This window comes from Microbispora bryophytorum (assembly GCF_006874465.1).
Classification (GTDB): domain Bacteria; phylum Actinomycetota; class Actinomycetes; order Streptosporangiales; family Streptosporangiaceae; genus Microbispora; species Microbispora bryophytorum.
Genome location: NZ_VIRL01000007.1, coordinates 102843 through 126122 on the forward strand (window position 1 = coordinate 102843; position 23280 = coordinate 126122).

Sequence of the window (23280 nt, forward strand, 5' to 3'; positions counted from 1 at the left end):
GCGCCGTGCGCCCGCCGCCGCCGTTCGTCACCGATTCGCGACCCCAGCGGCTCGCCCGCCACGCTCAGACGGTGGTCGGCAGCGGCGCGGCGGCCGGGTTCACGCGCTTGACGATCTCGTTCAGCACGATCCGCACGTACGGCTCGCCGACCCACAGGTGCTTGGCCCCCTCCACCCCGACGACCTCCGCCTGCGGCACCGCCGCGAACCGGCGCACGGCCTCCTCCGGCCGCAGGTAGTCGTCGTGCTCCGGCACCAGGGCCACCAGAGGGCGGCCGAACTCGCCCCAGGCGACGAGGTCCTTCTCGCCGGCCCGCTTCAGCGGCGGTGACAGCAGGATCGCGCCCCGCACGATCGGGTCGCGGCCCCACTTCAGCGCCAGCTCGGTGCCGAACGACCAGCCGACCAGCCAGGGGTTCGGCAGGTCGTGGAAGTCGGCGTACTCCAGGGCGGCGGCGACGTCCCACCGCTCTCCCTCACCGCCGTCGAAGGCCCCCTGGGAGGTGCCCCGGTCGGAGGCCGTGCCCCGGGTGTTGAAGCGCAGCACCGCGATGTCGGCGAGCGCGGGCAGCCGGTAGGACGCCTTGCGCAGCACGTGGCTGTCCATCATCCCGCCGTGGGTGGGCAGAGGATGCAGGCAGACCAGCGTCGCCACCGGCGGCTTGCTGTCCGGCACCGCGACCTCGCCGACGAGGGTCAGCCCGTCGGCCGTCTGCAGCTCGATGTCCTTGCGCCGGGCAGGCAGCACCGTGGACGCCCTGATGTCCATTCCCACTCCGAAAGCTCGTGTCAGTAACGGCTGCGGCCCGGACCGCGGTTGGCCCGGTTGCGCCAGCACGTGGTGTGCCAGTGCCGCCGCTCGTCCTCTCCCCCGGACCAGGCCGGCCAACTCACCACGTGCGGCAGCCCGGGCCCGATCTCCTGCTCGCACCCCGGGCACCGGTACGCCTTGCCCTGGGCGGCGCCGGAGACGTTGCGGACGACCCACTCGCCGTCGTGCGCGCTCTCCACGCGGTCCACCCCGGCCACCTGCGGGCCCACCGGCCGTACGGCACGGCCGTCCTGGCGTTCGAACGGGCCGCGGCGGCGGGCACGGCGGGGGCTCACGGCGGGCATCCTTCCCGGGGGTTCATGTCAGGCAGAACGGGAGATGACGGCCCATTCTTCCAGCACTTGCTCAACCGGCGTACGCACGGATACCCCGGCCGGGGGCCGTGACGAGCCCCGGGGCCCGGCGGCTCCGAGCGCCTGCGACGTCCGCGCCATGCCGGACAGTGTCCCAGAACGTCTCCTGACCTCCGTAACCCCGGTAGGGTTGGCGCACATGCGGCTGGTCATCGCGCGGTGCAGCGTGGATTACGTGGGACGGCTCACCGCCCATCTCCCCATGGCCCCTCGGCTCATCCTGATGAAGGCGGACGGAAGCGTGTCGATACACGCCGACGACCGCGCGTACAAACCCCTGAACTGGATGAACCCTCCCTGCAAGGTCCGCGAGGAGTCGATCGACGGGGTGGTCACCTGGTCGGTCGTGCACGGCAAGACCGGCGAGAAGCTCGTGCTGACGATCGAGGAGATCCTGCACGACTCCAGCCACGAGCTGGGCGTCGATCCGGGTCTGCGCAAGGACGGCGTCGAGGCGCACCTGCAGGAACTGCTCGCCGAGCACATCACCACGCTCGGGGACGGCTGGACGCTGGTGCGCAGGGAGTACATGACCGCCATCGGTCCCGTGGACATCCTGTGCCGCGACCACCTCGGCGGCGCCGTCGCCGTCGAGATCAAGCGGCGCGGCGACATCGACGGCGTGGAGCAGCTCACCCGCTACCTCGAACTGCTCAACCGCGACCCGCGCCTGGCCCCGGTCAAGGGGATCTTCGCGGCCCAGGAAATCAAGCCGCAGGCCCGCGTGCTCGCCGCCGACCGCGGCATCGAGTGTGTGACGCTCGACTACGACGCCCTGCGCGGCATCGAGCCGGAGAACCCCACGCTGTTCTGACCCCGGCCCACTGTCCACCGGGTCCACGTATCCACCGTGTCCGCCGGGGCCACCCGGTCCACGTGTCCACCGTGTCCACCGTTCGGAGGACACCGGCCATCATCCGATCGAGGGTGTTCCGTGATCCTCGCGCGGTGGATTCTTGGGGCATGAAACACGCCATACGCGTACGGGGCCTGACGAAACGATACGGCGAGGTGCAGGCCGTCGCGGGCCTGGACCTCGACATCGAGCACGGCGAGGTGTTCGCCGTCCTCGGTCCGAACGGCGCCGGCAAGTCGACGACGGTCGAGATCCTGGAGGGCTACCGCAAGCGCGACGCGGGGGAGGTCACCGTGCTGGGGCAGGACCCGGCCCGGCCGACGCGCGAGTGGCGGTCCCGCATCGGCATCGTGCTGCAGACCGCCGACGACCGGGCGGAGCTGACCGTGCGGGAGACCCTGCGGCACTTCGCCGCCTACTACGCCGATCCTCGCGATCCTGACGAGCTCATGGAGCAGGTCGGGCTCACCGAGAGCGCGGGCAAACGCATCCGCCAGCTCTCCGGCGGCCAGCGGCGGCGGGTGGACGTCGCCCTCGGCGTCATCGGCCGTCCCGAACTGCTGTTCCTGGACGAGCCGACGACGGGCTTCGACCCCGAGGCGCGGCGCCGGTTCTGGGAGCTCATCGAGGGGCTGGCGCACGACGGCACGACGATCGTGCTGACCACCCACTATCTGGAGGAGGCCGAGAGGCTGGCCGACCGGGTGGCGGTCGTGGCACGGGGACGCGTGGTGGCCGAGGGCGACCCCGCCACCCTGGGCGGCCGGGCGAGCGCGAAGGCCAGGGTGAGCTGGTCGGACGGCGAGCTCGAGACCGACAACCCCACGGCGGCGGTCCTGGAGCTGTCGCGCAGGTACGACGGGGAGATCCCCGCACTGTCCGTCGCCCGGCCCACGCTGGAGGACGTCTACCTCCGCCTCATCGACTCAGCCGATCCGCCTGCCGGCGGCGTCCCGGAGACCGCCGTCACGATTGGAAGTGCGTCATGACCGCCACCCCCGCGGCCGTCGTCCCGCGCGCGGCCGCACCCCTGCCGTCTCCGCTCAGGATCGCGCTGGCCCGCGCGGCCGTCGAGACGAAGGTGCTGTTCCGGGAGCGGGACGCCGTCGTCTTCACCTTCGCCTTACCGATCGTGTTCCTGGTGCTGTTCGCCTCGATCTTCTCCGACAGCGCCGAGGGGACCGGCGTCACCGTCGCCCAGCTCTACACCGCCGGCCTGATCGGCTCGGGCGTGATGGGCACGGGATTCCAGAACCTCGGCATCGGTATCGCCGGCGACCGGGAGGACGGCACGCTGAAGCGGCTCGTCGGGCTGCCGATGCCGCGCGCGGCGTACTTCATCGGGAAGATCGCCAGCGTGCTGGTCATGACGGTGCTCCAGGTGGCCATCCTGCTCGCCATCGCCGTGCTGTTCTACGGCCTGGAACTGCCGGCCGAGGTGTCGGCCTGGGCCACGTTCGCCTGGGTGTTCGTGCTCGGCGTGTCGGCGGCGTCCGTGCTCGGCATCGCCATCAGCGGCCTGCCCCGCTCCGGCAAGAGCGCGACCGCGGTGATCACCCTGCCCTTCGTGGTGCTTCAGTTCGTCTCCGGGGTCTTCATCCCGATCACGGCGCTGCCCGACTGGCTGGTCAACGTGGCCTCGATCTTCCCGCTGAAGTGGATGTGTCAGGGGTTCCGGTCCGTCTTCCAGGGCGACGCGGGGGCCGCCCTGGAGCTGACCGGGTCGTACGAGCTGGGCAAGATCGCCCTGGTCCTGGCCGCCTGGCTGGTCGGCGGTCTCGTGCTGTGCGCGACGACGTTCCGCTGGAAGGGGCGGCGCGACGGATGAGCCCGATCGCGGAGCGCGACGCCGGCAGGTTCCGGATCCGGCGGGGCCCCGGCCCTGGCGCCGCGTGCGAGAGGCCCGGAGGGGCCGCTACGGACGCGCACGCCTGGAAGACCTCGGCCGGGTGGGAGCTCCTGTTCGGCCTGACCCTGGCCGTCACCGTCGCGTTCGTCGCCGTTGCCGACGCGCCGCTGGCGGCCAGGGCCGCGGCCGTCGGCGGGCTCGCGGTGCTCACCGTGGCATACGTGCTGCTCGGGCGCCGGTCGATGATGCTGGACGGCGAGGAGGAGCGCCGGGCCCTGCTCTACTGGGCCCTGGTGGTGACGGTCTTCGTGCCGGCGACGATCCTGGTGTCGTCGGCGTCGTTCGTGCTGTTCGCCCTGTGCCCGCAGGCGTTCATGATGCTGCGGGTGCGGCGCGCCGTCGTGGTCGCGCTGATCCTCAACCTCGCCCCGATCTGCCGGTTCCTGGTGAACGCCCGGTGGGACCGGGACGAGGTGGTGATGTTCGCCGGCTCGATGGCGCTGATCCTGACGTTCACTCTGGTCTTCGGGCCGTGGATCACCCGGATCATCGAGCAGAGCGCGGAGCGCGCCCGGCTCATCACCGAACTGGAGTCGAGCCGGGCCGAGATCGCGCGCCTGTCGGCGGAGCGGGGCGCGCTCACCGAGCGGGAGCGGCTGGCCGGGGAGATCCACGACACTCTGGCCCAGGGGCTGACGAGCATCATCATGCTCGTCCAGGCGGCCCAGGCCCAGCCCGACCCCTCGCGCCATCTCGCCCTCGCCGTACGGACCGCACGGGAGAACCTGACCGAGGCCCGCGGCCTGATCGAGGCGCTCACACCGGCGCCGCTCGACGGCTCCACGCTGGAGGAGGCGCTACGGCGGGTCACCGCGAGGCTCGGGGAGGAGGCGGGCATCGGCGCCGTGTTCACGGTGGAGGGCGACTCGCGGCCGCTGCCCGCCGGCGTCGAGGTGGTGCTCCTGCGGGCCGCCCAGGAGGGCCTGGCCAATGTGCGCAGGCACGCCGAAGCGGCCTCGTCGGTCGCGGTGACCCTGCAGTACGGCCCCTGCCACGTCACGCTCCGGGTCGGCGACGACGGCGCGGGATTCCGCACGGGCGCCGAGCACGGATACGGTCTGCGGGCGATGCGGTCGCGGGTCGAGCAGGAGGGCGGCACGTTCGGCGTCGAGAGCGTCCCCGGCCGGGGCACCACCCTCAGCGTCACCTTGCGCCCCTCCCCGCCGCCCATCCCGGTGATCTCGCCGAATCCGACATGACAGTCCCGTGAGCCGCAGGGAGCACGCCATGGCCGCCACGCCCGTTCCGCCCGCCTCGTCCGCGTCCGCCGGCCCCGTGGTCCGCGTGCTGATCGTCGACGACCACCCCGTCGTACGCGAGGGGTTGCGCGGGATGCTGGAGTCCGATCCGGCGATCACGGTGGCCGGTGAGGCGGGATCCGGCGAGGAGGCCGTGGTCCGCTCCGCGGCGCTCGCACCCGACGTCGTCCTGATGGACCTGCGGATGCCCGGCGGGGACGGCGTGAGCGCGACGACGCGCATCCTCGCGGCCCGGCCCGAGATCCGGGTGATCGTGCTCACGACCTACGAGAACGACCAGGACATCGTCCGGGCCGTCGAAGCCGGGGCCGCCGGATATCTGCTGAAAGACACCTCCCGGGCGGATCTGCTGGCCGCGATCATCTCGGCGACGCGGGGCGAGACCGTGCTGTCGCCGTCCGTGGCGACCCGGCTGGTGACCCGGATGCGGGCGCCGGCGACCGAGACGCTGTCCCGGCGTGAGACGGAGGTGCTGTCCCTGGTCGGGCAGGGTCTGACCAACGCCGAGATCGGCAGGGCGCTGTTCATCAGTGAGACCACGGTGAAGACGCATCTGCTGCGGGTCTTCACCAAACTCGGCGTCTCCGACCGCACCGCCGCGGTGACCACCGCTCTGGCGCGTGGGCTGCTGTAATTGCCGATGCAATTGCAGCGTGATCTGCATGTCGTAATTGGTAAGACTGCTGACCTCTTGACGGTCTTGTCAAGCAAATGACCATCTTTGGCATAGCCCGTAAGTGCTTATTTGTCAGCACTTCCACAAAAAGGATCTTGCGTTCATAATGGGGACTTCTGGGGGGACCATGACAGGGTGAGGTGAAAAGTGGCGGGACGGGACTATCGGGGGATGTCGGCTGCCGAAAGGCTTGCAGACAGGAGGGAAAGGCTCATAACGGCCGCATACGCCCTGTTCGCCCAGCCCGGCTTCCACGCCACCACCATCGAGAGGCTGTGCGCGACCGCACGCATCTCCAATCGCGCCTTCTACGAATGCTTCTCCAGCCGCGAGGACCTGATGCGCGCGGTTTACGAGCGGTGCATCGAGGAGACCCTCGCGTCGGTCACCCAGGCCATCGACACGGCGCCCCCCACACTGGACGACCGAATCGTCGCCGGCATCGCCGAATACATCCGCTTCGTCACCAAGGACGTACGGCGCGCCCGTCTGATGCATCTGGAGGTACGGCGGGCGGGCAACGTGCTCAGCGGCGCCCGTCAGCAGGCGGTGGCGTCGTTCACCAAGGTCATAGAGTCCTCGGCGCGGGGCGCGGCGGCCGGCATGCCTCCCCTCGACCTCCACCTGCTGGCGCTCTGCGTCATCGGCGCCATCACCGAGTTACTCATCGAGTGGGTGATGACCGAACCGTCCCCGCCCACCGAGCAGCTGATCGAGACCGCCGTGTACATCTTCCGCCGCATCTTCTCCTCCGGGGGTCCCCTGGCGGCCTCCGCCCAGTGATTTCGGTGGCGGGCTGCGCCCGGTGGAGCGCGGCCCGGCGGCTACGCTGAGCGGCATGACCCGAGCCGACAACGACAACCCGGTCGTCCTGTCCAAGATCTATACGAAGACGGGCGACGACGGCACGACCGCACTGGGCGACATGAGCCGCACCCGCAAGACCGACCCCCGCCTGGCCGCCTACGCGGACGTGGAGGAGGCCAACGCCGCCATCGGCGTCGCTCTCGCCACAGGCGGCCTGTCCGAGGACGTCACGGCCGTCCTGAGCCGGGTGCAGAACGAGTTGTTCGACGTCGGCGCGGACCTGTGCACCCCGGTCGTCGAGGACGTGGGTCGTGGCGGAGCCGCGCACAGGGACTACGTCCCGCCGCTGCGGGTCGAGGAGTCGTACGTCGCCTGGCTGGAGGAGCAGTGCGACCTGTTCAACGCGGAGCTGAAGCCGCTGCGCAGCTTCATCCTGCCCGGCGGGGCTCCGGCCACCGCCTACCTCCACGTCGCGCGCACGGTCGTACGGCGGGCCGAGCGGTCGACGTGGGCGGCGCTGGAGGCGCACAACGACGTGAACCCCCGGACGGCCACGTATCTGAACCGCCTGTCCGACCTGATGTTCATCCTCTGCCGCGTGGCCTCCGCCGGGGACGAGATCCTCTGGAGGCCCGGCGCGACCCGCTGAGTCGTTCGGACACCGCCCGCGCGCGGATCCAGATGGATGCATCGCAAGGCGGAGGAGAAGATCGTAGCCGGAGGCCACGGGCGACGACCCCGGGCCCCGCGGAAATTCCGAGCCTGCGAGGAATTTTCGTGGGTGGGGCGACAACGCAGCGAGGCGCCATCTGGGCCGCGCGCGGTCAGGCGGCGTCGAGGTGGGCGCTGGGCGGGGCGGACTCCAGCCAGGCGAGGAAGCCGGTGAGGGCGTCCTCGCTCATCGCGAGGGACAGCGGGCCGCGCTCGACGGAGCAGACGACGGTCCAGTAGCCGGCGGGGCCCTCACCCGTGTCGAGCATCCTCCGGCTGGAAATGGTGAGGCCGCGCCTCGCGATCGCGTGGCGCGGCCTCAGCCCGAGTCCCAGGAACGGGATCCAGTGGAGCTCTCCCCCTACATAGCGGGCGACCCCGCTCTTCCAGCCCCCCTGGCCGTCCCGGACCCGGCAGACGATCGTGCCCCGGGCCCGTGCCAGGACGAAGCCCCGGATGACGAGGAGCGCGGCCACGGCGAAGACGCCCGTGAGTATCCCAAGCGCCGCCACTGGCCGCCCTCCTCCTGTCGTGTCAGACCTCTTCGCCGGCCGCCCGCAGCCGGGCGGCCGCACGCTTGGCCTGCAGTCGTGCGTCCGCGTCCTCCTGGTCGGCCTCGATCGAGGCCTGAGCACGCTGCAGCGCGTCCTTGGCCCGCGCGACGTCGACCTCGGAGCCGAGCTCGGCCGCCTCCGCCAGGATCGACACGTCGTTGTCGGCGACGGAGATGAATCCGCCGTGCACCGCGGCCACGAGGTCGCCTCCGTCGCCGCGCTTGACGCGCAGCACCCCGCCCTCGACGAGGACACCGAGAACGGGGGCGTGGTTCGGCATAATACCGATCTCGCCGTCCACGGTCTTGGCAATGACCATGTCGGCCTCGCCCGTCCAGATCTCACGTTCCGGCGACACGACGCCCACGCGAAGCTTTGCCACTTCTCAGCTCCCTTTCGACGGACGCCTGTACGGCGCGGCCACGGCCGTGCCGTACAGGCGTCGAAGGCGTCCTAGCGCTCGAGTTCCTTCGCCTTGGCGATGGCCTGCTCGATGCCGCCGACCATGAAGAAGGCCTGCTCGGGCAGGTGGTCGTACTCGCCGGCGCACAGGCCCTTGAACGAGGCGATGGTCTCGTCCAGCGGGACGAACTCGCCCGGCTGGCCGGTGAACGCCTCCGCGGCGTACATCGGGTGGGACAGGAACCGCTCGATGCGGCGCGCCCGCTGAACGGTGACCTTGTCTTCTTCCGAGAGCTCGTCGATGCCCAGGATGGCGATGATGTCCTGCAGTTCCTTGTACTTCTGCAGGATTCGCTTGGTCTCCTGGGCGACCGCGTAGTGCTCCTCACCGATGATCTGCGGGTCGAGGATCCGCGAGGAGGAGTCGAGCGGGTCCACCGCGGGGTAGATGCCCTTCTCCGAGATCGGCCGGGACAGCACGGTCTGCGCGTCGAGGTGCGCGAACGCGTTGTGCGGCGCCGGGTCGGTGATGTCGTCCGCGGGCACGTAGATCGCCTGCATGGAGGTGATCGAGTGACCGCGGGTCGAGGTGATGCGCTCCTGGAGCACACCCATCTCGTCGGCGAGGGTCGGCTGGTAACCCACGGCGGACGGCATGCGGCCGAGCAGCGTGGACACCTCCGAACCCGCCTGGGTGAAACGGAAGATGTTGTCGATGAACAGCAGCACGTCCTGCTTCTGCACGTCGCGGAAGTACTCCGCCATGGTCAGAGCCGACAGCGCCACCCGCAGACGGGTGCCCGGGGGCTCGTCCATCTGGCCGAAGACGAGCGCGGTGTCCTTGAGGACGTCCGCCTCCTCCATCTCCAGCCACAGGTCGTTGCCCTCACGGGTACGCTCGCCGACGCCCGCGAACACCGAGGTGCCCGAGAACTTCAGCGCGACGCGGCGGATCATCTCCTGGATCAGAACGGTCTTGCCGACGCCCGCGCCGCCGAACAGACCGATCTTGCCGCCCTTCACGTACGGCGTGAGCAGGTCGATGACCTTGATGCCGGTGGGCAGCATCTCCGTACGGGCCTCGAGCTGGTCGAACGCCGGCGCCTGACGGTGGATCGGCCAGCGCTCGCTGACCTGGATGGTGGCCTTGCCCGCGTCGAGCGGCTCGCCCAGCGCGTTCCACACGTGGCCCTTGACCACGTCGCCGACCGGCACCGAGATCGCGGCGCCGGAGTCGGTGACGGCGGCACCGCGGACCAGGCCGTCGGTGGGCTGCATGGAGATGGCCCGGACGATGTTGTCGCCGAGGTGCTGGGCGACCTCAAGGGTCAGGGTCTTGGTCTCGCCGCCGAGCGCGACGTCGACGGTGAGCGCGTTGTAGATCTCCGGCATGGCCTCGACGGGGAACTCCACGTCGACGACCGGACCGGTGACGCGGGCGACACGGCCCACGGTGGTCTCAACAGTCTGTGCGGTCATTTCACTCTTTCCCCGCTGCGGCGTCAGCCAGCGCGTTCGCGCCACCGACGATCTCGCTGATTTCCTGGGTGATCTCGGCCTGACGCGCCTGGTTCATCTGCTGGGTGAACACGCGGATGAGCTCGTTGGCGTTGTCGGTGGCCGACTTCATCGCGCGGCGCCGAGCGGCGTGCTCGGAGGCGGCCGACTGGAGCAGCGCGTTGTAGATGCGCGACTCGATGTAGCGCGGCAGCAGCGAGTCGAGCACGTCACCGGCCGTCGGCTCGAACTCGTAGTAGGGCGGGATGCCCTCCGGGGGCGTCTCCGCCTCCTCGACCTCGAGCGGCAGGATCCGCTTGACGATCACGTTCTGCGTCAGCATCGAGACGAACCCGGTGTAGACGATGTGGATCTCGTCGATCCCGTCCTCCGCCTTGAACGCCGTGATGAGCGCGCCGGCGATCTCCTTGGCGTTGCCGTACGACGGGTTGTCGGAGAAGCCGTCCCACTCGCCGAACATCTCCCGGCCGCGGAAGCGGTGCCAGGTGAGGCCCTTGCGGCCCACGACGTACGGCTTCACGGTCAGGCCGCGACCCACCAGGTGGCCCTTCAGCGCCTCGGCCTCACGGAGGATGTTGGCGTTGTAGCCGCCGGCGAAACCGCGGTCGCTCGTGACGATGAGGACGCCGGCCGTGGCCGGCTGCTCCTTGGCCACCGTGAGCGGGTGGTCGACGTTGGTCGTGTTCGACAGGACCGCCGACACCGCGTGGGTGATCTCCCGCTCGTACGGCACGGCCGCCTGCATCCGCTGCTGCGCCTTGACGATGCGCGACGAGGCGATCAGCTCCTGCGCGCGGGTGATCTTCGCGGTGGACTTGACCGACTTGATCCGCCGCCGCAGCAGTCGAAGCTGGGCACCCATGGGTTACTTCGCCTCAACCTTGCGAACGTGCTTGACGACCTTCTCCTGGCCGACCTCGCTGGCGTCGAGCGCCTCCACCGGCTCGTCGTTGACGAGCAGCTCACCGCTGGAGGTGGTGAAGCCCTTCTTGAACTCCGTGATGGCGTCCTTGAGAGCGGTCACCGTGTCGTCCGTCAGCTCCCTGGTCTCGCGGATGCTGTCGAAGACACCCTTCTGGGCGGTGCCGAGGTAGTCGAGGAACTCCGCCTCGAAGCGGCGGATGTCCTCGACCGGCACGTCGTCCAGCTCGCCGGTGGTGCCGGCCCACACCGAGACGACCTGCTTCTCGACCGGGAACGGGCTGTACTGCGGCTGCTTGAGCAGCTCGACCAGGCGGGCGCCGCGCTCCAGCTGGGCGCGGGAGGCCGCGTCCAGGTCGGAGGCGAAGGCCGCGAAGGCCTCCAGGTCGCGGAACTGGGACAGCGACAGACGGAGCGTGCCGGCCACCTTGCGCATGGCCTTGACCTGCGCGGAACCACCGACTCGGGAGACCGAGACACCGACGTTGATCGCCGGGCGGACGCCGGCGTTGAACAGGTCGGTCTCCAGGAAGCACTGGCCGTCGGTGATGGAGATGACGTTGGTCGGGATGAAGGCCGACACGTCGTTGCCCTTGGTCTCGATGATCGGAAGACCGGTCATCGAGCCGCCGCCCATGTCGGCCGAGAGCTTGGCGCAGCGCTCCAGCAGACGCGAGTGGAGGTAGAAGACGTCGCCGGGGAACGCCTCACGGCCCGGCGGACGACGCAGCAGCAGCGACACGGCGCGGTAGGCGTCGGCCTGCTTGGTCAGGTCGTCGAAGACGATCAGCACGTGCTTGCCCTGGTACATCCAGTGCTGGCCGATGGCCGAACCGGTGTACGGGGCGATGTACTTGTAGCCCGCGGGGTCGGAGGCCGGAGCGGCGACGATGGTGGTGTACTCCAGCGCGCCCGCCTCCTCGAGGCGGCCCCGCACCTGGGCGATCGTGGAGCCCTTCTGGCCGACGGCGACGTAGATGCAGCGAACCTGGCGGCTCGGGTCGCCGGAGAGCCAGTTCTCCCTCTGGTTGAGGATGGTGTCGACCGCGATCGCGGTCTTGCCGGTGCCGCGGTCGCCGATGATCAGCTGACGCTGGCCGCGGCCGATCGGCGTCATGGCGTCGATCGCCTTGAGGCCGGTCTGCAGCGGCTCCTTCACCGGCTGGCGCTGGACCACCGAGGGGGCCTGCAGCTCGAGGGCGCGGCGGCCCTCCGCGGCGATCGGGCCCTTGCCGTCGAGCGGGTTGCCCAGGGGGTCGACCACACGGCCGAGGAAGTCGTCGCCGACCGGCACCGACAGGACCTCGCCGGTGCGGCGGACCTGCTGGCCCTCCTCGATGCCGCTGAAGTCGCCCAGGACGACCGCACCGATCTCGCGGACGTCGAGGTTCAGCGCCAGGCCGCGGGTGCCGTTCTCGAATTCGAGCAGTTCGTTCGCCATCGCCGAGGGAAGGCCGGAGACATGGGCGATGCCGTCCCCGGCGTCGACGACGGTCCCGATCTCCTCGCGCGCGGCACCTTCCGGCTCGTACGCCTGGACGAAGCGCTCAAGGGCGTCCCGGATCTCGTCCGGCCGGATCGTAAGCTCCGCCATCTCTTTCTTGTCTCCCTATTCGCCTCAGCCGGCCAACCGGCGGCGGACTTCTTCGATACGTCCGGCGATCGTGGTGTCGATGTACTCGTCTCCGACCCTGACGGAGAACCCACCGAGCACCTCCGGATCCACCTCGACGTTCAGGTGGACGTCTCGCCCGTAGGTGGTTCGCAGCCAGGCCGCGAGCCGCTGCTTCTGCTGCTGTGAGAGCGGCACCGCACTGCGGACCACGCCCACCAGGCGCTCGCGCGCCCGCGCGACGATCCAGCCGAACTCCTCCAGCGCCGTCTCCAGGCTACGTCCCCGCGGGTGCACGACAGCCTGCGTGACGAGCCGTACGGTGGAGGGGGCGGCCTTCCCGCCGATCAGCGTGGTGAGCAGGTCGCGCTTAAGCTCGGCCGGGACGGCCGGGTCGCTGAGCGCGCGGCGCAGCTGCGGGTTGGCGGCGAGGATGCGACCGAAGCGGAACAGCTCGTCCTCGACGTCGTCGAGGCGGCGCTCCGACTCGGCCTCGGCGGCCGCGGACATCACGCCGACACGCTCCAGGGCGTCCGGCAGGTCGCCGGCCCTGGACCACTTCGCCCCGACCGCGGCGACCGCGATCTCCAGCCCGGCGTCGCCGACCTTGCCCTGGAGCAGGGAGCGCAGGATGCTCTCCTTCTGCTCTGCCGGGCGCGAGGAGTCGGAAAGACCCCGCCGCAGCCCGTGCTCACGGTCGAAGAGGTCGGCGACGGCGAAAAGCTCCTCGGCGAGGGCACCGAGGTCGGCGGCCGCGGCGGCGCTGTTGAACCGCTCCTCGACCTCCGTCAGGGCGGTCCTGCTGAGGCCGCGCATCAGCGGACCGTCTCCGGCCGGCCCTCGAGCTCTTCGAGGAACCGGTCCACGATGCGGCGCTGGCGGGCCTCGTCCTCGAGCGACTCACCGACGATGCGGCTCGCCAGCTCGGTGGACAGACGCCCGATCTCACCGCGCAGCTGGGTGATCGCCTGCTGACGGTCGGCCTCGATCTGGGCGTGGGCCGCCTCGATGATGCGCCGCGCCTCGGTCTGGGCCTCCTCGCGGAGCTCGGCCTTGATCGCGGCGCCCTGCTCGCGGGCCTCCTCGCGGAGTCGAGCCGCCTCCTGGCGGGCCTCCGCGAGCTGTGCCCGGTACTGCTCCAGAGTGCGCTGAGCTTCGGCCTGGGCGTCCTCGGCCTTCTTGATGCCGCCCTCGATAGCCTCGGTCCGCTCGGCCAGCGTCTTCTGGATGCGCGGGGTGAGGATCTTTCCGACGACGAGGAAGACGACGAGGAAGGCGAAGCTGCCGACGACCAGCTCGTATGCGTGCGGGATGAGGGGGTTCTCCCCCTCAGCCGCCAGGAGCGTAGCTGCCAGAGTCATAGGTGCAGCCTTCCTTCAAAGTGGGTACGTCAGCCGTAGATGAAGGGGGCGACGAGGCCGATGAGGGCCAGCGCCTCGGTGAGGACGAAGCCGAGCAGCATGTTCTGCCGGATAAGACCGTAGGCCTCGGGCTGGCGGGCGATGGCCTGCACGCCCTGACCGAAGATGATGCCCACGCCGATGCCGGGGCCGATGGCGGCGAGGCCGTAACCGATCGCACCAAGGTTGCCGGCGACTTCAGCGAGAACGCTCATTGCTGTTCTTCCTTTACTGGTCGGCCGGTGAGTGCCTAACTCACCGGTCTGGTCTACGTAAGGGGCGGGTCTCAGAGATCCGTCAGTGGTCGGGGTGCAGCGAGCCGCCGATGTACATGGCGGCCAGCAGGGTGAACAGGAAGGCCTGCAGGAACTCGATGAACATCTCGAAGCCGGTCATCGCGATCGTCATGATCGCGCCGACGACGCCGAGGCCCGCGCCGAGCAGGGTCGGCTTCTCGAAGAGGAACCAGAATCCGACGGCGCTGAAGAAGGCCAGGATCAGGTGTCCGGCGAACATGTTCGCGAAGAGCCGGACGGCGTGCGTGAAGGGCGCGATGATCAAGTTCGACAGGAACTCGATCGGCGCGAGCAGCACGTAGATCGCCTTCGGCAGTCCGGGCGGGAACATCATGTTCTTGAAGTAGCCACCGAGGCCCTGATGCTTGATGCCCAGATAGACCTTGATCACGTAGATGGTGACCGCGAAGACGATGGGGAACGCGATGTGCGACGCGACCGGGATCTGGATCAGCGGGATGACACCGAAGAGGTTCCACAACAAGATCAGGAAGAACAGGCTGATCAGCAGCGGCATCCACCGCTCGGCGTCCTTGCCCAGGAACGGGCGGGCAACCTGATCGCGGACGAACTGGTAGCCCATCTCGCCGACGTTCTGCATGCCCCGGGGCACGAGCTTGGGGTTGGCGAAGGCACTCCACGCGAGGGCGGTCACCACGATGGCGCCGAAGATCGCCATGAGCACCGGCTTGGTCAGCCAGGACGGGGCACCCTCATACAGCGGGGGAAAGTCGAAGATGGACGGTCCCGGCGCCGTGAAGTCCTCGGCGACGAGCATGAGGGGGGTCACTTGGCCACCTCGCCTACCTGCTCGGGGCCGAATGCCCGAAGCATGTGCTTGTTCGTCCGTTCGCTACGCTCGCGCACGGGCGTTCCCTTCAACGATTGGATCAACAGAAGAGCGTGGGAAGCGGGCCGGCTGTCAGCGGCCGTACTTCAGATAGACGAGGTAGGCAGCCAGCCCGACCCCGAGAATGACGCCTATGGGGATGAACGCATGCACGCCGGTCCACCAGCTCAGCAACCAGCCGAGGCCGCCCCATATCAGCATCCCGGACAGCAGATAGCTCGGGACGGACCAGGCGGCGTCAGCGAAGTCGCGGCCGTCGGTCTCGGGCCTGCGCTCCTGTTCGCTCATCGCGGCACGACGATAGCAGGAGCCATGCGGACTAGTCATATCGGGCTGCCCCGTACGCATGGTCATCCGCTGCCCTGCCCGGGAACCTTCGCCTCGGGCTCCACATAAAGCAGCTTGAGCTTCATGAATCCGCGCATCTCACCGATGGTCCAGGCGAGCGTGCAGGCGATGACGCTCAGCGCGAACACCCGGGAGTCGAACGCGGTCGTGCCGGAGAAGGCGTTCATCATCGCCATGATCGCGAGAATCTTGACGACGTAACCCAGCACGGCCGCCGCCATCATCGCCATGGGCGAGATCCGGCCGGCCCAGGAGACGACGACCAGTCCGACGGTGAAGAAGGCGGCGACGAGGACAAGACCGATGCCGGCGCCCAACGCACCCTTGGCCCCGGTCGTGAACACCGCGATGAGCGCGGCGAGGAGACCGACGATCAAGGTCGGCACGGCGGCGCCCTTGAGAACGCGCACGTCGTTGGCCTGCATGGGACTCCAGAATCGGTTGTCAAACGAGCGATTGCTACCTACTGGGGCGTCGTTGCCCTCGCCCCTTGCTAGTGAAAGCTATCACAAGCCCTGGAGTGCCGCCTTTACCTGGCGTTTCGGGTCGGTGCCGACCTGCGGGGACGACTCAGAGGAAGGTCCCGGTGTCGGCTCGGGAAGTGGTGGGAGGCCCCCCGGGGGAACCCGGGGCGCCCTGACCCGGGTAGGGATGGCGGCCCTGCGCGGGCAGCCCTCCGGGGACCGCCTGGCCGGAACCGGTGGGAGCGGCCTGCCCGGGGGTGACGGGCGGGGCGGGCGACGGGACGATGGGGTAGACGAGCGTGTCGTGCTCGGTCGTCCCGAGTCTGGCGGGACCGGCGCCGGGCGAGCGACTCCCCGCCGGACGCGCAGCGAATCGCTGGTCGCCCTTGGGGTCCTGCGCCGCGTTGCGGCGCGACCGCCAGCGGGGCAGGCCCATGATCACCAGCACCGCCACCGCGAGCACGATCGTCAGCGGGAACACCATGAGCGGCACGCGGCCGATCGACAGGCCCACGATCGCGAAGGCGAAAAGGAACGTCCAGGCGTACATGATCAGCACGCTGCGGCGGTGGGAGTGGCCGATGTCGAGCATCCGGTGGTGCAGGTGGCCGCGGTCGGGGGCGAACGGGGACAACCCCGCCGATGTCCGCCGGACGACCGCCATGATCAGGTCGGCCAGCGGGAGCACCACGACCGCGATCGGCAGCACCAGCGGCAGGATCACCGGGAACCGGTTGATCTTGCCGACGACCGCGTCCGGCTCGACCGACGACAGGCTCGTGATCAGCGAGGTGGCGAGCAGCAGGCCGAGCAGCATGGCGCCGGTGTCGCCCATGAAGATCTTGGCGGGGTTGAAGTTGTGCGGCAGGAAGCCCGCGCACATTCCGATGAGGATCGCCGCGATGGCGGCCGTCCCGTTGATCCGCGACCCGCTCGCGGTCTGCTGCAGCACGATCGAGTAGGCGAAGGTCGCCATCGCCGCGATCCCGACGATCCCCGCGGCCAGGCCGTCGAGCCCGTCGACGAAGTTCACCGCGTTGATCACCACGACCACGATCATGATGGTGAGGATCGTGTGCAGGGTGGTGTCGAGGGCCTGGGAGCCGCCCATCGACTGCGGCAGCGGGAGAAACTGCAGGTAAACACCGAAGTAGACGAGCAGCCCGCCCGCCGCGATCTGGCCGCCCAGCTTCACCAGCGCGTCCATGCCGAGCCAGTCGTCCAGGAAACCGGTGATCACGATCAGGCCGCCGGCCGCGAGGAGGGCCGTGACCGTCTGACCCGTCTGGCCGCTGTCGAACGCGCCGCCGACGTACGGCAGCTTGCTCGCCACCAGCAGTGCCGCCGCCATGCCGCCGAACATCGCGAGCCCGCCCAGGCGTGGGGTGGGCACCGTGTGCACGTCCCGCTCCCGCACCTCGGGCGCCGCGCCGATACGCAGGGCGAACGCCCTGACCATCGGCACCAGCAGGTACGTCACCGCGGCCGCCACGAGCGCCAAGAGGAGATATTCGCGCACTGACCTAGTTTCCTGGATAGGCGGATCAGTTGTGACAGGCAAAAGACATAGAGCGCCCTATCCCTGACGGGGATATGCCAGATGCGTCGCGGTCAGCCCCTTTACCCGTTCGAGGATCGACGTTATCGCACCCGGCTGCCGGATGGCCCGGACGACGAGAGACGCGATCTCCCTCATTTCCGCCGCGCCCGTGTCCTGGGTGGTCGCGCAGAGCGTGCCGGTCCTGCTCCCGGAGGTCACGGTCGTCGGAGACGACGTGGAACCACCTGCCGGAAAAGTTGACCTTGGACCCGCGGGTGATGTGGCCGCCGCGCTCCGGCGCGAGCGACGGTGTCCCCCGGCCGTAGAAGGGCCGCGTACGCCGCCAGGATGGCCGTGGTGCCGCGGTAGGGCTGCACGGTGGCATGATCTGCCCCGAACAACCGCTTGGCCGCTCCACGGCGATCTGCTCCGCGCGGTCGGCCATCTCGCCGCCGCGGTCGTACCTGTGGCCCGGGTAGCCCTCGGCGTACTTGCCGTTGAGCACCGAACCGAGCGCGGCGAGGACGGCGAGCGACGGCAGATTCTTGTCGGCGATGAACTGGAGCCCGCCGCGCAGCCGGGCGTCATCGCCGTTCAGGACGTTGTCACGGATGGCGGTCGTCGCTCAGGAAGTGAAGGCGTGCGGCGCACCGGCCTTGCCCGGTATCCAGCGCGGCGTGTCCGCCGCCTGGTCGCTGATCGCCGTCAGCACCGCCTGCCGGTACATCCCGAGCCGGTTGCGCCATTCGGTCACGTCCTGGACGTACCGCTCGGCAACCGGAGCGTCCCATACATCCCTACTTCGTGCCATTTGGTATGGCTTGTCCAGAGACTTGGTGAGCTGGTCCATCAGCGGGACCACCTGCAGCCACAGGTCGACGAGCTTCTGGTACTCCGGGTTGAACACCCAACCCGTCGGCTGCCCGCCGGGTGAGAGCAGGTCGGTGCTCGACGGCGCCGGCGGGGTCTCCCCCGGCTGCAGCGGAGTCGGCGCCGGCGGGTCGACATAACTCACGATCATGCCTCCTATGCGAAGCCGGCCAGCACACCGGCGTTGGTCATCGCCCGCCCTGTCCCGAGCACCCCGGTGGGCCGCTCGGCTCTGCTCATCCGGTGACCGTCTCGCCCCGCGCCGTCATCCGGCCCGGCCGCGCAGGTCGCGCGAGTCGCGCAGGTTGCGCCGGTTGCGCCGGTTGCGCCGGTTGCGCGGGTCGCGGGGAAGAGATCCTCGCGAGACGGGCCTTCCCGCCCGAGCGGGAGCGTCGCGCGCACGCCTCACTTCTCCGGCTTCTGGACGATGACTTCGACGGCCTCGGCGTGGCCGGCGGAACTGTCGGGCTGGATCTTCCTGTCCACCCAGTCGTCCTTGCCCCACTCCCCTTCCGGAACGCCGACGTCCTGCATGTCCACGGGCTCGATGTCCCGATGGTGATCCACGGGCATGCGCGGCACGGCCTCGTCGGCCGAGTGGCGGGCCGGATAGGTGAGCGAGTCCCCGGGCTGCGCGGCGGGTGACCGGGGACCGGGAGCCGGAGCCTGGCCGGTGTCCGGCCTCCCCGCCGCACCGCTCGTCTCCGCTGCACCGCTCGCCTCCGCTGCGCCGCTGGTCCCCGCGCTGTACGTCCCCGGGCCATGCGCTCCCGCACCGTGCATGCCATGACCATGGGATCCCGCACCGTGTGAGCCATGACCATGCGTCGCCGGGCCGTGCGAGCCATGGCCATGCGTCGCCGCGCCGTATGCGCCGGAGCCCTGCGTCGCCGTGTTGTCCCCGGCCGCCCCGGCTGCCCCGCCCGCGCCCGTGGCGGCATCGTTGTCGCACGCTCGCCCGCTCGTACCGGCCGCGCCGTCGGCCGTATCGCTCACACCGGTCGTGCCGGCGTGGCCCGTCGCACCACCGTCACCAGTGCCCGTCGCGCCCGCTGTCCCCACCGTCCCAGCCACCTGGCCGCCGCCGGCTGCCGGCCCCGCCGCGTGCAGGGTGCCGGTCGCCGTGCCGGTCGTACCCGCCGTGTGCCCGGCGCCGGGAGTGTCCACCGTCTGCAAGCTGCCGGTCACCACACCCGTCGCGCCTGATGTCGCGGGCGCCGCATCGGCGGTACCCGTGACACCCGCCGTCCCGACCGCATGAGCAGCGCCGTTCGGCGCACTCGTCCCTGCGGGCGGCGCAGACGCCGCAGGCGCCGCGTCGGCCGTACCCGCCGGGTGCGTGATCCCGGCAGCCCCCGGTGCCGCAGCACCGGCCGTACCGGTGGTACCCGTCGAAGTCGCCGGATGCGAGGTCCCGGTCGCCGTACCGCTTGCGGCCGTGTCTCCCGTGTACGCATGATCGCCGGCGCTCGCCGTCACGGCGGCGTGGCCGGCGGAAGTCCCCTGCACAGCGTTCGGGTTGTCCCCTGCGAGCGGATCACCAGACAGGTTGTCCGCAGGCGTGCCGACGTAGGCGCCCATGGGATCGCCGGGCGCGAGGCCGGGTTGTGGAGGCCGGTTCGCCGCCGGATTGGTCGGCTCGGCGGGCGGCACCAACCCGGGCGGCCCGTCGGGGTGCGCACCGGTGGCGCTCGCCGTCGGCGCGTCCACGCCGGGCATGCCGCTCGGTTGGACGCCCTGAGGGTGCTCGGCGCTGGGCTGGTTCAGCGGAGTGCTGACGACCTTGACGCCGTCGACGACGGTCACCTGCCGACCGGCGGGGTCGATGTCGTCCGGGTGATCCTTGCCGGGGGTGTCGTAGATTGCCGAGTTGTCGCCGGTGGAGGGCTGTTCCCCTGCCGCCTTCGAATCAGCTGAAGTCCCCTGCCCCGCGTTATGGTCCTGCCCCTGGGCGACGGGCTGCGGGCCGCCGTCGGACTGACTCTGAGCGGCGCCCTGGCTGTCGGCGACGGGCTGCGCGTGGTTCGCGGTCCGATCCTGACCCACGATCTGATCACCACCGCCAGGCTGACCCGGACCGGCAGGCTGCCCGTGGCCCGCACCTTGCCCCACACCCTGACCATCACCGACAGGCTGACCCGGACCGGCAGGCTGACCCTGGCCAGTCGGCTGATCCTGGCCAGTCGGCTGGCCCTGGCCGGTGGGCTGGTGCACCTGACCGGAGTCGCCGCCGGTCGCACCCGTGTCGCCGATGCCGCCTACGGCGCCGTTGACACCCGCCTGACCCGCACCGGAGCCGGTCCCCACGCCGGTGTCGCCGCTCGCGCCGGTGGCCGGAGGCGTCCCCGTGCCGGTTCCTGTGGCCGGAGGCGTCCCCGTGCCGGTTCCTGTCCCCGTCCCTGTGGCCGTACCGGCGGTGTCGGCGGGGTGGGCCGGACCATGTGTCGAGGAAGGCATCTGGGCGAGGGAACCTTCGACGGTGCCGTAGGAGGGCTTGTCAGAGAGCTTCCCTTCGGCCACGCCGCGACCTCCGCCGTCGCCGTTCGCGCGGGTCGCTCCGTCGGCGGCGCTGTGCGCCCCGTGGGACGTCTCACCCTTCGATGCCGTGCCGGAATCGCCGGAACCATGCGACGACGTCCGGGTGGCGTCCTGCTTGTCGTGGGCCGCCTTCCCCTCGGACTTGCCATCAGGCTTCGCATCCGCCTTGTGGTCGGGCTTGTGCTCGTCCGTCTTCGCGTCGGCCTTGTGCTCGGGCTTGGCGTCGCCCTTATGGTCGTCCGTCTTCGCGTCGGCCTTGTGATCAGGCTTGCCGTCGGCCTTGTGGTCGGCCTTGTGCTCGTCCGTCTTCGCGTCGGCCTTGTGATCAGGCTTGGCGTCGCCCTTGTGGTCGGCTTTGTGGTCGGGCTTGCCGTCGCCCTTGTCGCCCTGCGCACCGGACGGCGCCGGATCGTCCGCCGGCGCGGTGGTGTCCCTCTCCTCCGTGAAGGAGGCCCCGTGGGTCGTGGGCGTCTTGCCCGTGCTCTGCTGCTTTTCCTTCTTCTCCAGCAGGGTGACGCGGTTCGTGACGTCCTTGACCATCGTCGAGCACGCGTCGGCGACCTGCGACGGCCGATGGGTCACGTGCACGGAGACGCCGGCCGTACGCGTCAACTGGGTGACCCGGGCCTCGATGCCGTCCATCTGCTTCGCTGCGTGCTGAACCTCCGACAGCAACTCACGGACGAGCTTCGGATCCATCCCGTCGAGCTTGGCCATGGGCGCGCCTCCACAGAGATATCGGCGCACTTCACGGTAGCCGGGGTGGCATCAGTAAAGAAGCCCGATAGCCAGACGGCATCGATCTCCCTGATCAGAGCCCCGACGACGTCTCGTCATTTGAGACACCCGCCCGGATCGCGGTCACTCCTCGGTCGCGAGGTATCCCACTAGGGCGCGGATCTTGTCCACGGGGATCGCGCCCCTGCGCAGCACCCGCGGCACGGCGGTGGTCAGGTCGACGATCGTGGACGGCACCTTGTCCTCGCAGGGGCCGCCGTCGAGATAGACGTCCACCGGCTCGCCGAGCTGCTCCTCGGCCTCGTCCACCGTGACGGCCGGCGGGTTGCCGGCGCGGTTGGCGCTGGAGACCGCCATCGGGCCGGTCTCCTTGAGAAGGTCCAGTGCGACCGGGTGCAGCGGCATGCGGACGGCGACCGTTCCCTTGGCGTCGCCGAGGTCCCACGACAGCGACCGGTTGGCCCTGAGGATGAGCGTGAGCGGCCCGGGCCAGAACGCGTCCGCCAGGTCCTGCCCGTACGTCCCGAGGCTCTCCACGAGGGCGTTGGCGGCCCGTACGGTGCCCACGAGGACGGGCACGGGGATCTCCCTGCCCCGGCCCTTCGCCTCCCGCAGCGCGTTGACGGCGGAAGGGGTGAAGGCGTCGGCGCCGACCCCGTAGACGGTGTCGGTGGGAAACACCACAAGCTCGCCCCGCCGCACCGCCGAGATCGCCTCGGCCAGTCCGGTCATCCGCTCCGTCTGGTCGGCACAGTCAAACCGTCGGCTCACGAAGCCATCCTTCCACGTGTCCCGCCCGGCTCCGCCGCCGCGTGGGCACCGATCGGGCCGTTCGGGTCAGTCCTGCGTCAGCCGGGCCGTGACGAACCTGTCCCGGCCGGTCAGGTCCTGGCGCAACCGCACGTCGCGCCAGCCGTTCTCCTCGGCGAACAGCCAATAGACGGCGTTGCCCTGCTGGTCGGCGTGCTCGACCACGGCGAACCCGCCCGGCCGCAGCAGCCGCCGCGCCGTGCGCTCGACGGCTCTCACCTCGTCCAGCCCGTCCTCCCCCGACCCGTAGAGGGCCCGCGAGGGATCGTAGTCGCGCACCTCGGGGTCGCGCGGGATCGCTCCGGGCGGGATGTACGGCGGATTGGAGATGACCAGGTCCACCTGGCCGTTCAGTTCCCGCAGGCAGTCGGTCAGATCCTCCGGATGCAGGGTGGTGCGGCCCTGGCCGTGTTCGAGGATGTTGCGCTTGGCCCAGCCGTACGCCACGGGGTCGATCTCGACGGCGTGCACCTGCGCCAGCGCGACCTCCTGCGCGATCGACAGCGCGATGGCTCCGGAACCGGTGCCGAGGTCGACCACGACGGGAGAGGTGACGTCCATCTCGCGCAGCCGGTCGATGGCCCAGCCGGCCACGACCTCGGTCTCCGGCCTGGGCACGAACACGCCCGGTCCCACCTCCAGGGAGAGGTAGCGGAAGTAGGCCCGTCCGGTGATGTGCTGCAGCGGCTCACGCGCCTCGCGCCGGGCGACGCCCTCCCAGAACCGCGCGTCGAAGTCGGCGTCCTTGATCGTGTGCAGCATGCCGCGCGGGACGCCGTGCACGAAGGCCGCGATCTCCTCGGCATCCGTTCGCGGTGACGGCACTCCCGCCTCGGCGAGCCGGGCGGTGGCGAGGGCGATTTCGTCGATCAGGAAGGTCATGGTCTCTTACAGCACGGTCGTCGCGGCGTGGCCGGGGAATCGCCGGTCATGGGCGGACGGGCCGCCCGGACGGCCCACCGTCGTTCCACGACCCACGTCCATCACCGTTTCTCCCATCGTCCCCTCATCAGGCT

The 23280-nt window shown here is 70.1% G+C and carries 26 protein-coding genes; 7 read left to right on the top strand and 19 right to left on the bottom strand.

Translation table 11 applies throughout. The features are described from left to right. Positions 1–64: 64 nt before the first annotated feature. Positions 65–769, bottom strand: coding sequence for an alpha/beta hydrolase (locus FLX07_RS15695; RefSeq protein WP_142571518.1), 705 nt, complete (start codon positions 767–769; stop codon positions 65–67). A 20-nt stretch (positions 770–789) separates the two neighbouring features. Continuing rightward, complete coding sequence (locus FLX07_RS15700) at positions 790–1116, bottom strand: ATP/GTP-binding protein (RefSeq protein WP_223867987.1); 327 nt, start codon at positions 1114–1116, stop codon at positions 790–792. Positions 1117–1324: 208 nt separating this feature from the next. Here FLX07_RS15700 and nucS point away from each other — a divergent pair, with 208 nt between their 5' ends. The 7 genes from nucS (at position 1325) to FLX07_RS15735 (ending at position 7341) form a co-directional block, all read left to right on the top strand. Further along, the gene (gene nucS / locus FLX07_RS15705; RefSeq protein WP_142571519.1) at positions 1325–1999 is read left to right on the top strand and encodes an endonuclease NucS; all 675 of its coding nucleotides are present in this window, start codon (positions 1325–1327) and stop codon (positions 1997–1999) included. Positions 2000–2148: 149 nt separating this feature from the next. Further along, on the top strand, positions 2149–3030 hold the full coding sequence (locus FLX07_RS15710; RefSeq protein ID WP_142571520.1) for an ABC transporter ATP-binding protein: 882 nt from the start codon (positions 2149–2151) through the stop codon (positions 3028–3030). Next, positions 3027–3869, top strand: coding sequence for an ABC transporter permease (locus FLX07_RS15715; RefSeq protein ID WP_142571521.1), 843 nt, complete (start codon positions 3027–3029; stop codon positions 3867–3869). The genes FLX07_RS15710 and FLX07_RS15715 overlap by 4 nt, the downstream gene beginning before the upstream one ends. Then, the gene (locus tag FLX07_RS15720; protein ID WP_142571522.1) at positions 3866–5149 is read left to right on the top strand and encodes a sensor histidine kinase; all 1284 of its coding nucleotides are present in this window, start codon (positions 3866–3868) and stop codon (positions 5147–5149) included. The genes FLX07_RS15715 and FLX07_RS15720 overlap by 4 nt, the downstream gene beginning before the upstream one ends. A gap of 76 nt (positions 5150–5225) precedes the next feature. Further along, on the top strand, positions 5226–5843 hold the full coding sequence (locus tag FLX07_RS15725) for a response regulator (RefSeq protein ID WP_142571673.1): 618 nt from the start codon (positions 5226–5228) through the stop codon (positions 5841–5843). Positions 5844–6056: 213 nt separating this feature from the next. Then, positions 6057–6668 carry a TetR/AcrR family transcriptional regulator gene (locus FLX07_RS15730; RefSeq protein ID WP_142571523.1) on the top strand — a complete coding sequence of 204 codons (612 nt, stop codon included), beginning with the start codon at positions 6057–6059 and terminating at the stop codon, positions 6666–6668. 55 nt (positions 6669–6723) lie between these two features. After that, positions 6724–7341 carry a cob(I)yrinic acid a,c-diamide adenosyltransferase gene (locus tag FLX07_RS15735; protein WP_142571524.1) on the top strand — a complete coding sequence of 206 codons (618 nt, stop codon included), beginning with the start codon at positions 6724–6726 and terminating at the stop codon, positions 7339–7341. Positions 7342–7516: 175 nt separating this feature from the next. Here FLX07_RS15735 and FLX07_RS15740 read toward each other — a convergent pair whose 3' ends face one another. The 17 genes from FLX07_RS15740 to prmC all read right to left on the bottom strand — a co-directional run bounded on the left by FLX07_RS15740 (position 7517) and on the right by prmC (position 23146). Then, a complete protein-coding gene (locus tag FLX07_RS15740) occupies positions 7517–7915 on the bottom strand; it encodes a DUF2550 domain-containing protein (RefSeq protein ID WP_142571525.1) in 399 nt (132 codons plus the stop codon). Positions 7916–7937: 22 nt separating this feature from the next. Further along, on the bottom strand, positions 7938–8339 hold the full coding sequence (locus tag FLX07_RS15745; protein WP_142571526.1) for a F0F1 ATP synthase subunit epsilon: 402 nt from the start codon (positions 8337–8339) through the stop codon (positions 7938–7940). A 71-nt stretch (positions 8340–8410) separates the two neighbouring features. Further along, entirely contained in the window at positions 8411–9838 is a 1428-nt protein-coding gene (gene atpD / locus FLX07_RS15750; RefSeq protein WP_142571527.1) for a F0F1 ATP synthase subunit beta, read from the bottom strand. 1 nt (position 9839) lies between these two features. Next, positions 9840–10739, bottom strand: a complete 900-nt coding sequence (locus FLX07_RS15755; RefSeq protein WP_142571528.1) for a F0F1 ATP synthase subunit gamma — start codon at positions 10737–10739, stop codon at positions 9840–9842. Between the two features lie 3 nt (positions 10740–10742). Next, complete coding sequence (atpA, locus tag FLX07_RS15760) at positions 10743–12392, bottom strand: F0F1 ATP synthase subunit alpha (RefSeq protein ID WP_142571529.1); 1650 nt, start codon at positions 12390–12392, stop codon at positions 10743–10745. A 24-nt stretch (positions 12393–12416) separates the two neighbouring features. Beyond that, entirely contained in the window at positions 12417–13226 is an 810-nt protein-coding gene (locus FLX07_RS15765; RefSeq protein WP_142571530.1) for a F0F1 ATP synthase subunit delta, read from the bottom strand. Further along, positions 13226–13771, bottom strand: a complete 546-nt coding sequence (locus tag FLX07_RS15770) for a F0F1 ATP synthase subunit B (RefSeq protein ID WP_142571531.1) — start codon at positions 13769–13771, stop codon at positions 13226–13228. Before FLX07_RS15770 ends, FLX07_RS15765 begins: the two co-directional genes overlap by 1 nt. Before the next feature lie 29 nt (positions 13772–13800). Continuing rightward, complete coding sequence (atpE, locus tag FLX07_RS15775) at positions 13801–14025, bottom strand: ATP synthase F0 subunit C (protein WP_142571532.1); 225 nt, start codon at positions 14023–14025, stop codon at positions 13801–13803. 82 nt (positions 14026–14107) lie between these two features. Further along, positions 14108–14896, bottom strand: a complete 789-nt coding sequence (gene atpB, locus FLX07_RS15780) for a F0F1 ATP synthase subunit A (protein ID WP_142571533.1) — start codon at positions 14894–14896, stop codon at positions 14108–14110. A gap of 132 nt (positions 14897–15028) precedes the next feature. Next, positions 15029–15244 carry a hypothetical protein gene (locus FLX07_RS15785; RefSeq protein ID WP_142571534.1) on the bottom strand — a complete coding sequence of 72 codons (216 nt, stop codon included), beginning with the start codon at positions 15242–15244 and terminating at the stop codon, positions 15029–15031. Positions 15245–15306: 62 nt separating this feature from the next. Then, positions 15307–15729, bottom strand: a complete 423-nt coding sequence (locus FLX07_RS15790; RefSeq protein WP_142571535.1) for a Cg1360 family ATP-synthase-associated protein — start codon at positions 15727–15729, stop codon at positions 15307–15309. 145 nt (positions 15730–15874) lie between these two features. Further along, positions 15875–17287 carry an MraY family glycosyltransferase gene (locus tag FLX07_RS15795; RefSeq protein WP_142571536.1) on the bottom strand — a complete coding sequence of 471 codons (1413 nt, stop codon included), beginning with the start codon at positions 17285–17287 and terminating at the stop codon, positions 15875–15877. 25 nt (positions 17288–17312) lie between these two features. Then, positions 17313–17921 (bottom strand): PLP-dependent aminotransferase family protein, encoded by a 609-nt coding sequence (locus FLX07_RS15800; RefSeq protein ID WP_308424420.1) that lies wholly within the window; start codon positions 17919–17921, stop codon positions 17313–17315. 12 nt (positions 17922–17933) lie between these two features. Then, on the bottom strand, positions 17934–18329 hold the full coding sequence (locus FLX07_RS15805; RefSeq protein ID WP_142571537.1) for a hypothetical protein: 396 nt from the start codon (positions 18327–18329) through the stop codon (positions 17934–17936). A 254-nt stretch (positions 18330–18583) separates the two neighbouring features. Continuing rightward, entirely contained in the window at positions 18584–21433 is a 2850-nt protein-coding gene (locus FLX07_RS36460; RefSeq protein WP_167748256.1) for a hypothetical protein, read from the bottom strand. Positions 21434–21577: 144 nt separating this feature from the next. Then, a complete protein-coding gene (locus FLX07_RS15820; RefSeq protein WP_142571540.1) occupies positions 21578–22225 on the bottom strand; it encodes an L-threonylcarbamoyladenylate synthase in 648 nt (215 codons plus the stop codon). Positions 22226–22291: 66 nt separating this feature from the next. Then, positions 22292–23146: a peptide chain release factor N(5)-glutamine methyltransferase gene (gene prmC, locus FLX07_RS15825; protein WP_142571541.1), complete on the bottom strand. Its 855-nt coding sequence runs from the start codon at positions 23144–23146 to the stop codon at positions 22292–22294. Positions 23147–23280 lie beyond the last annotated feature (134 nt).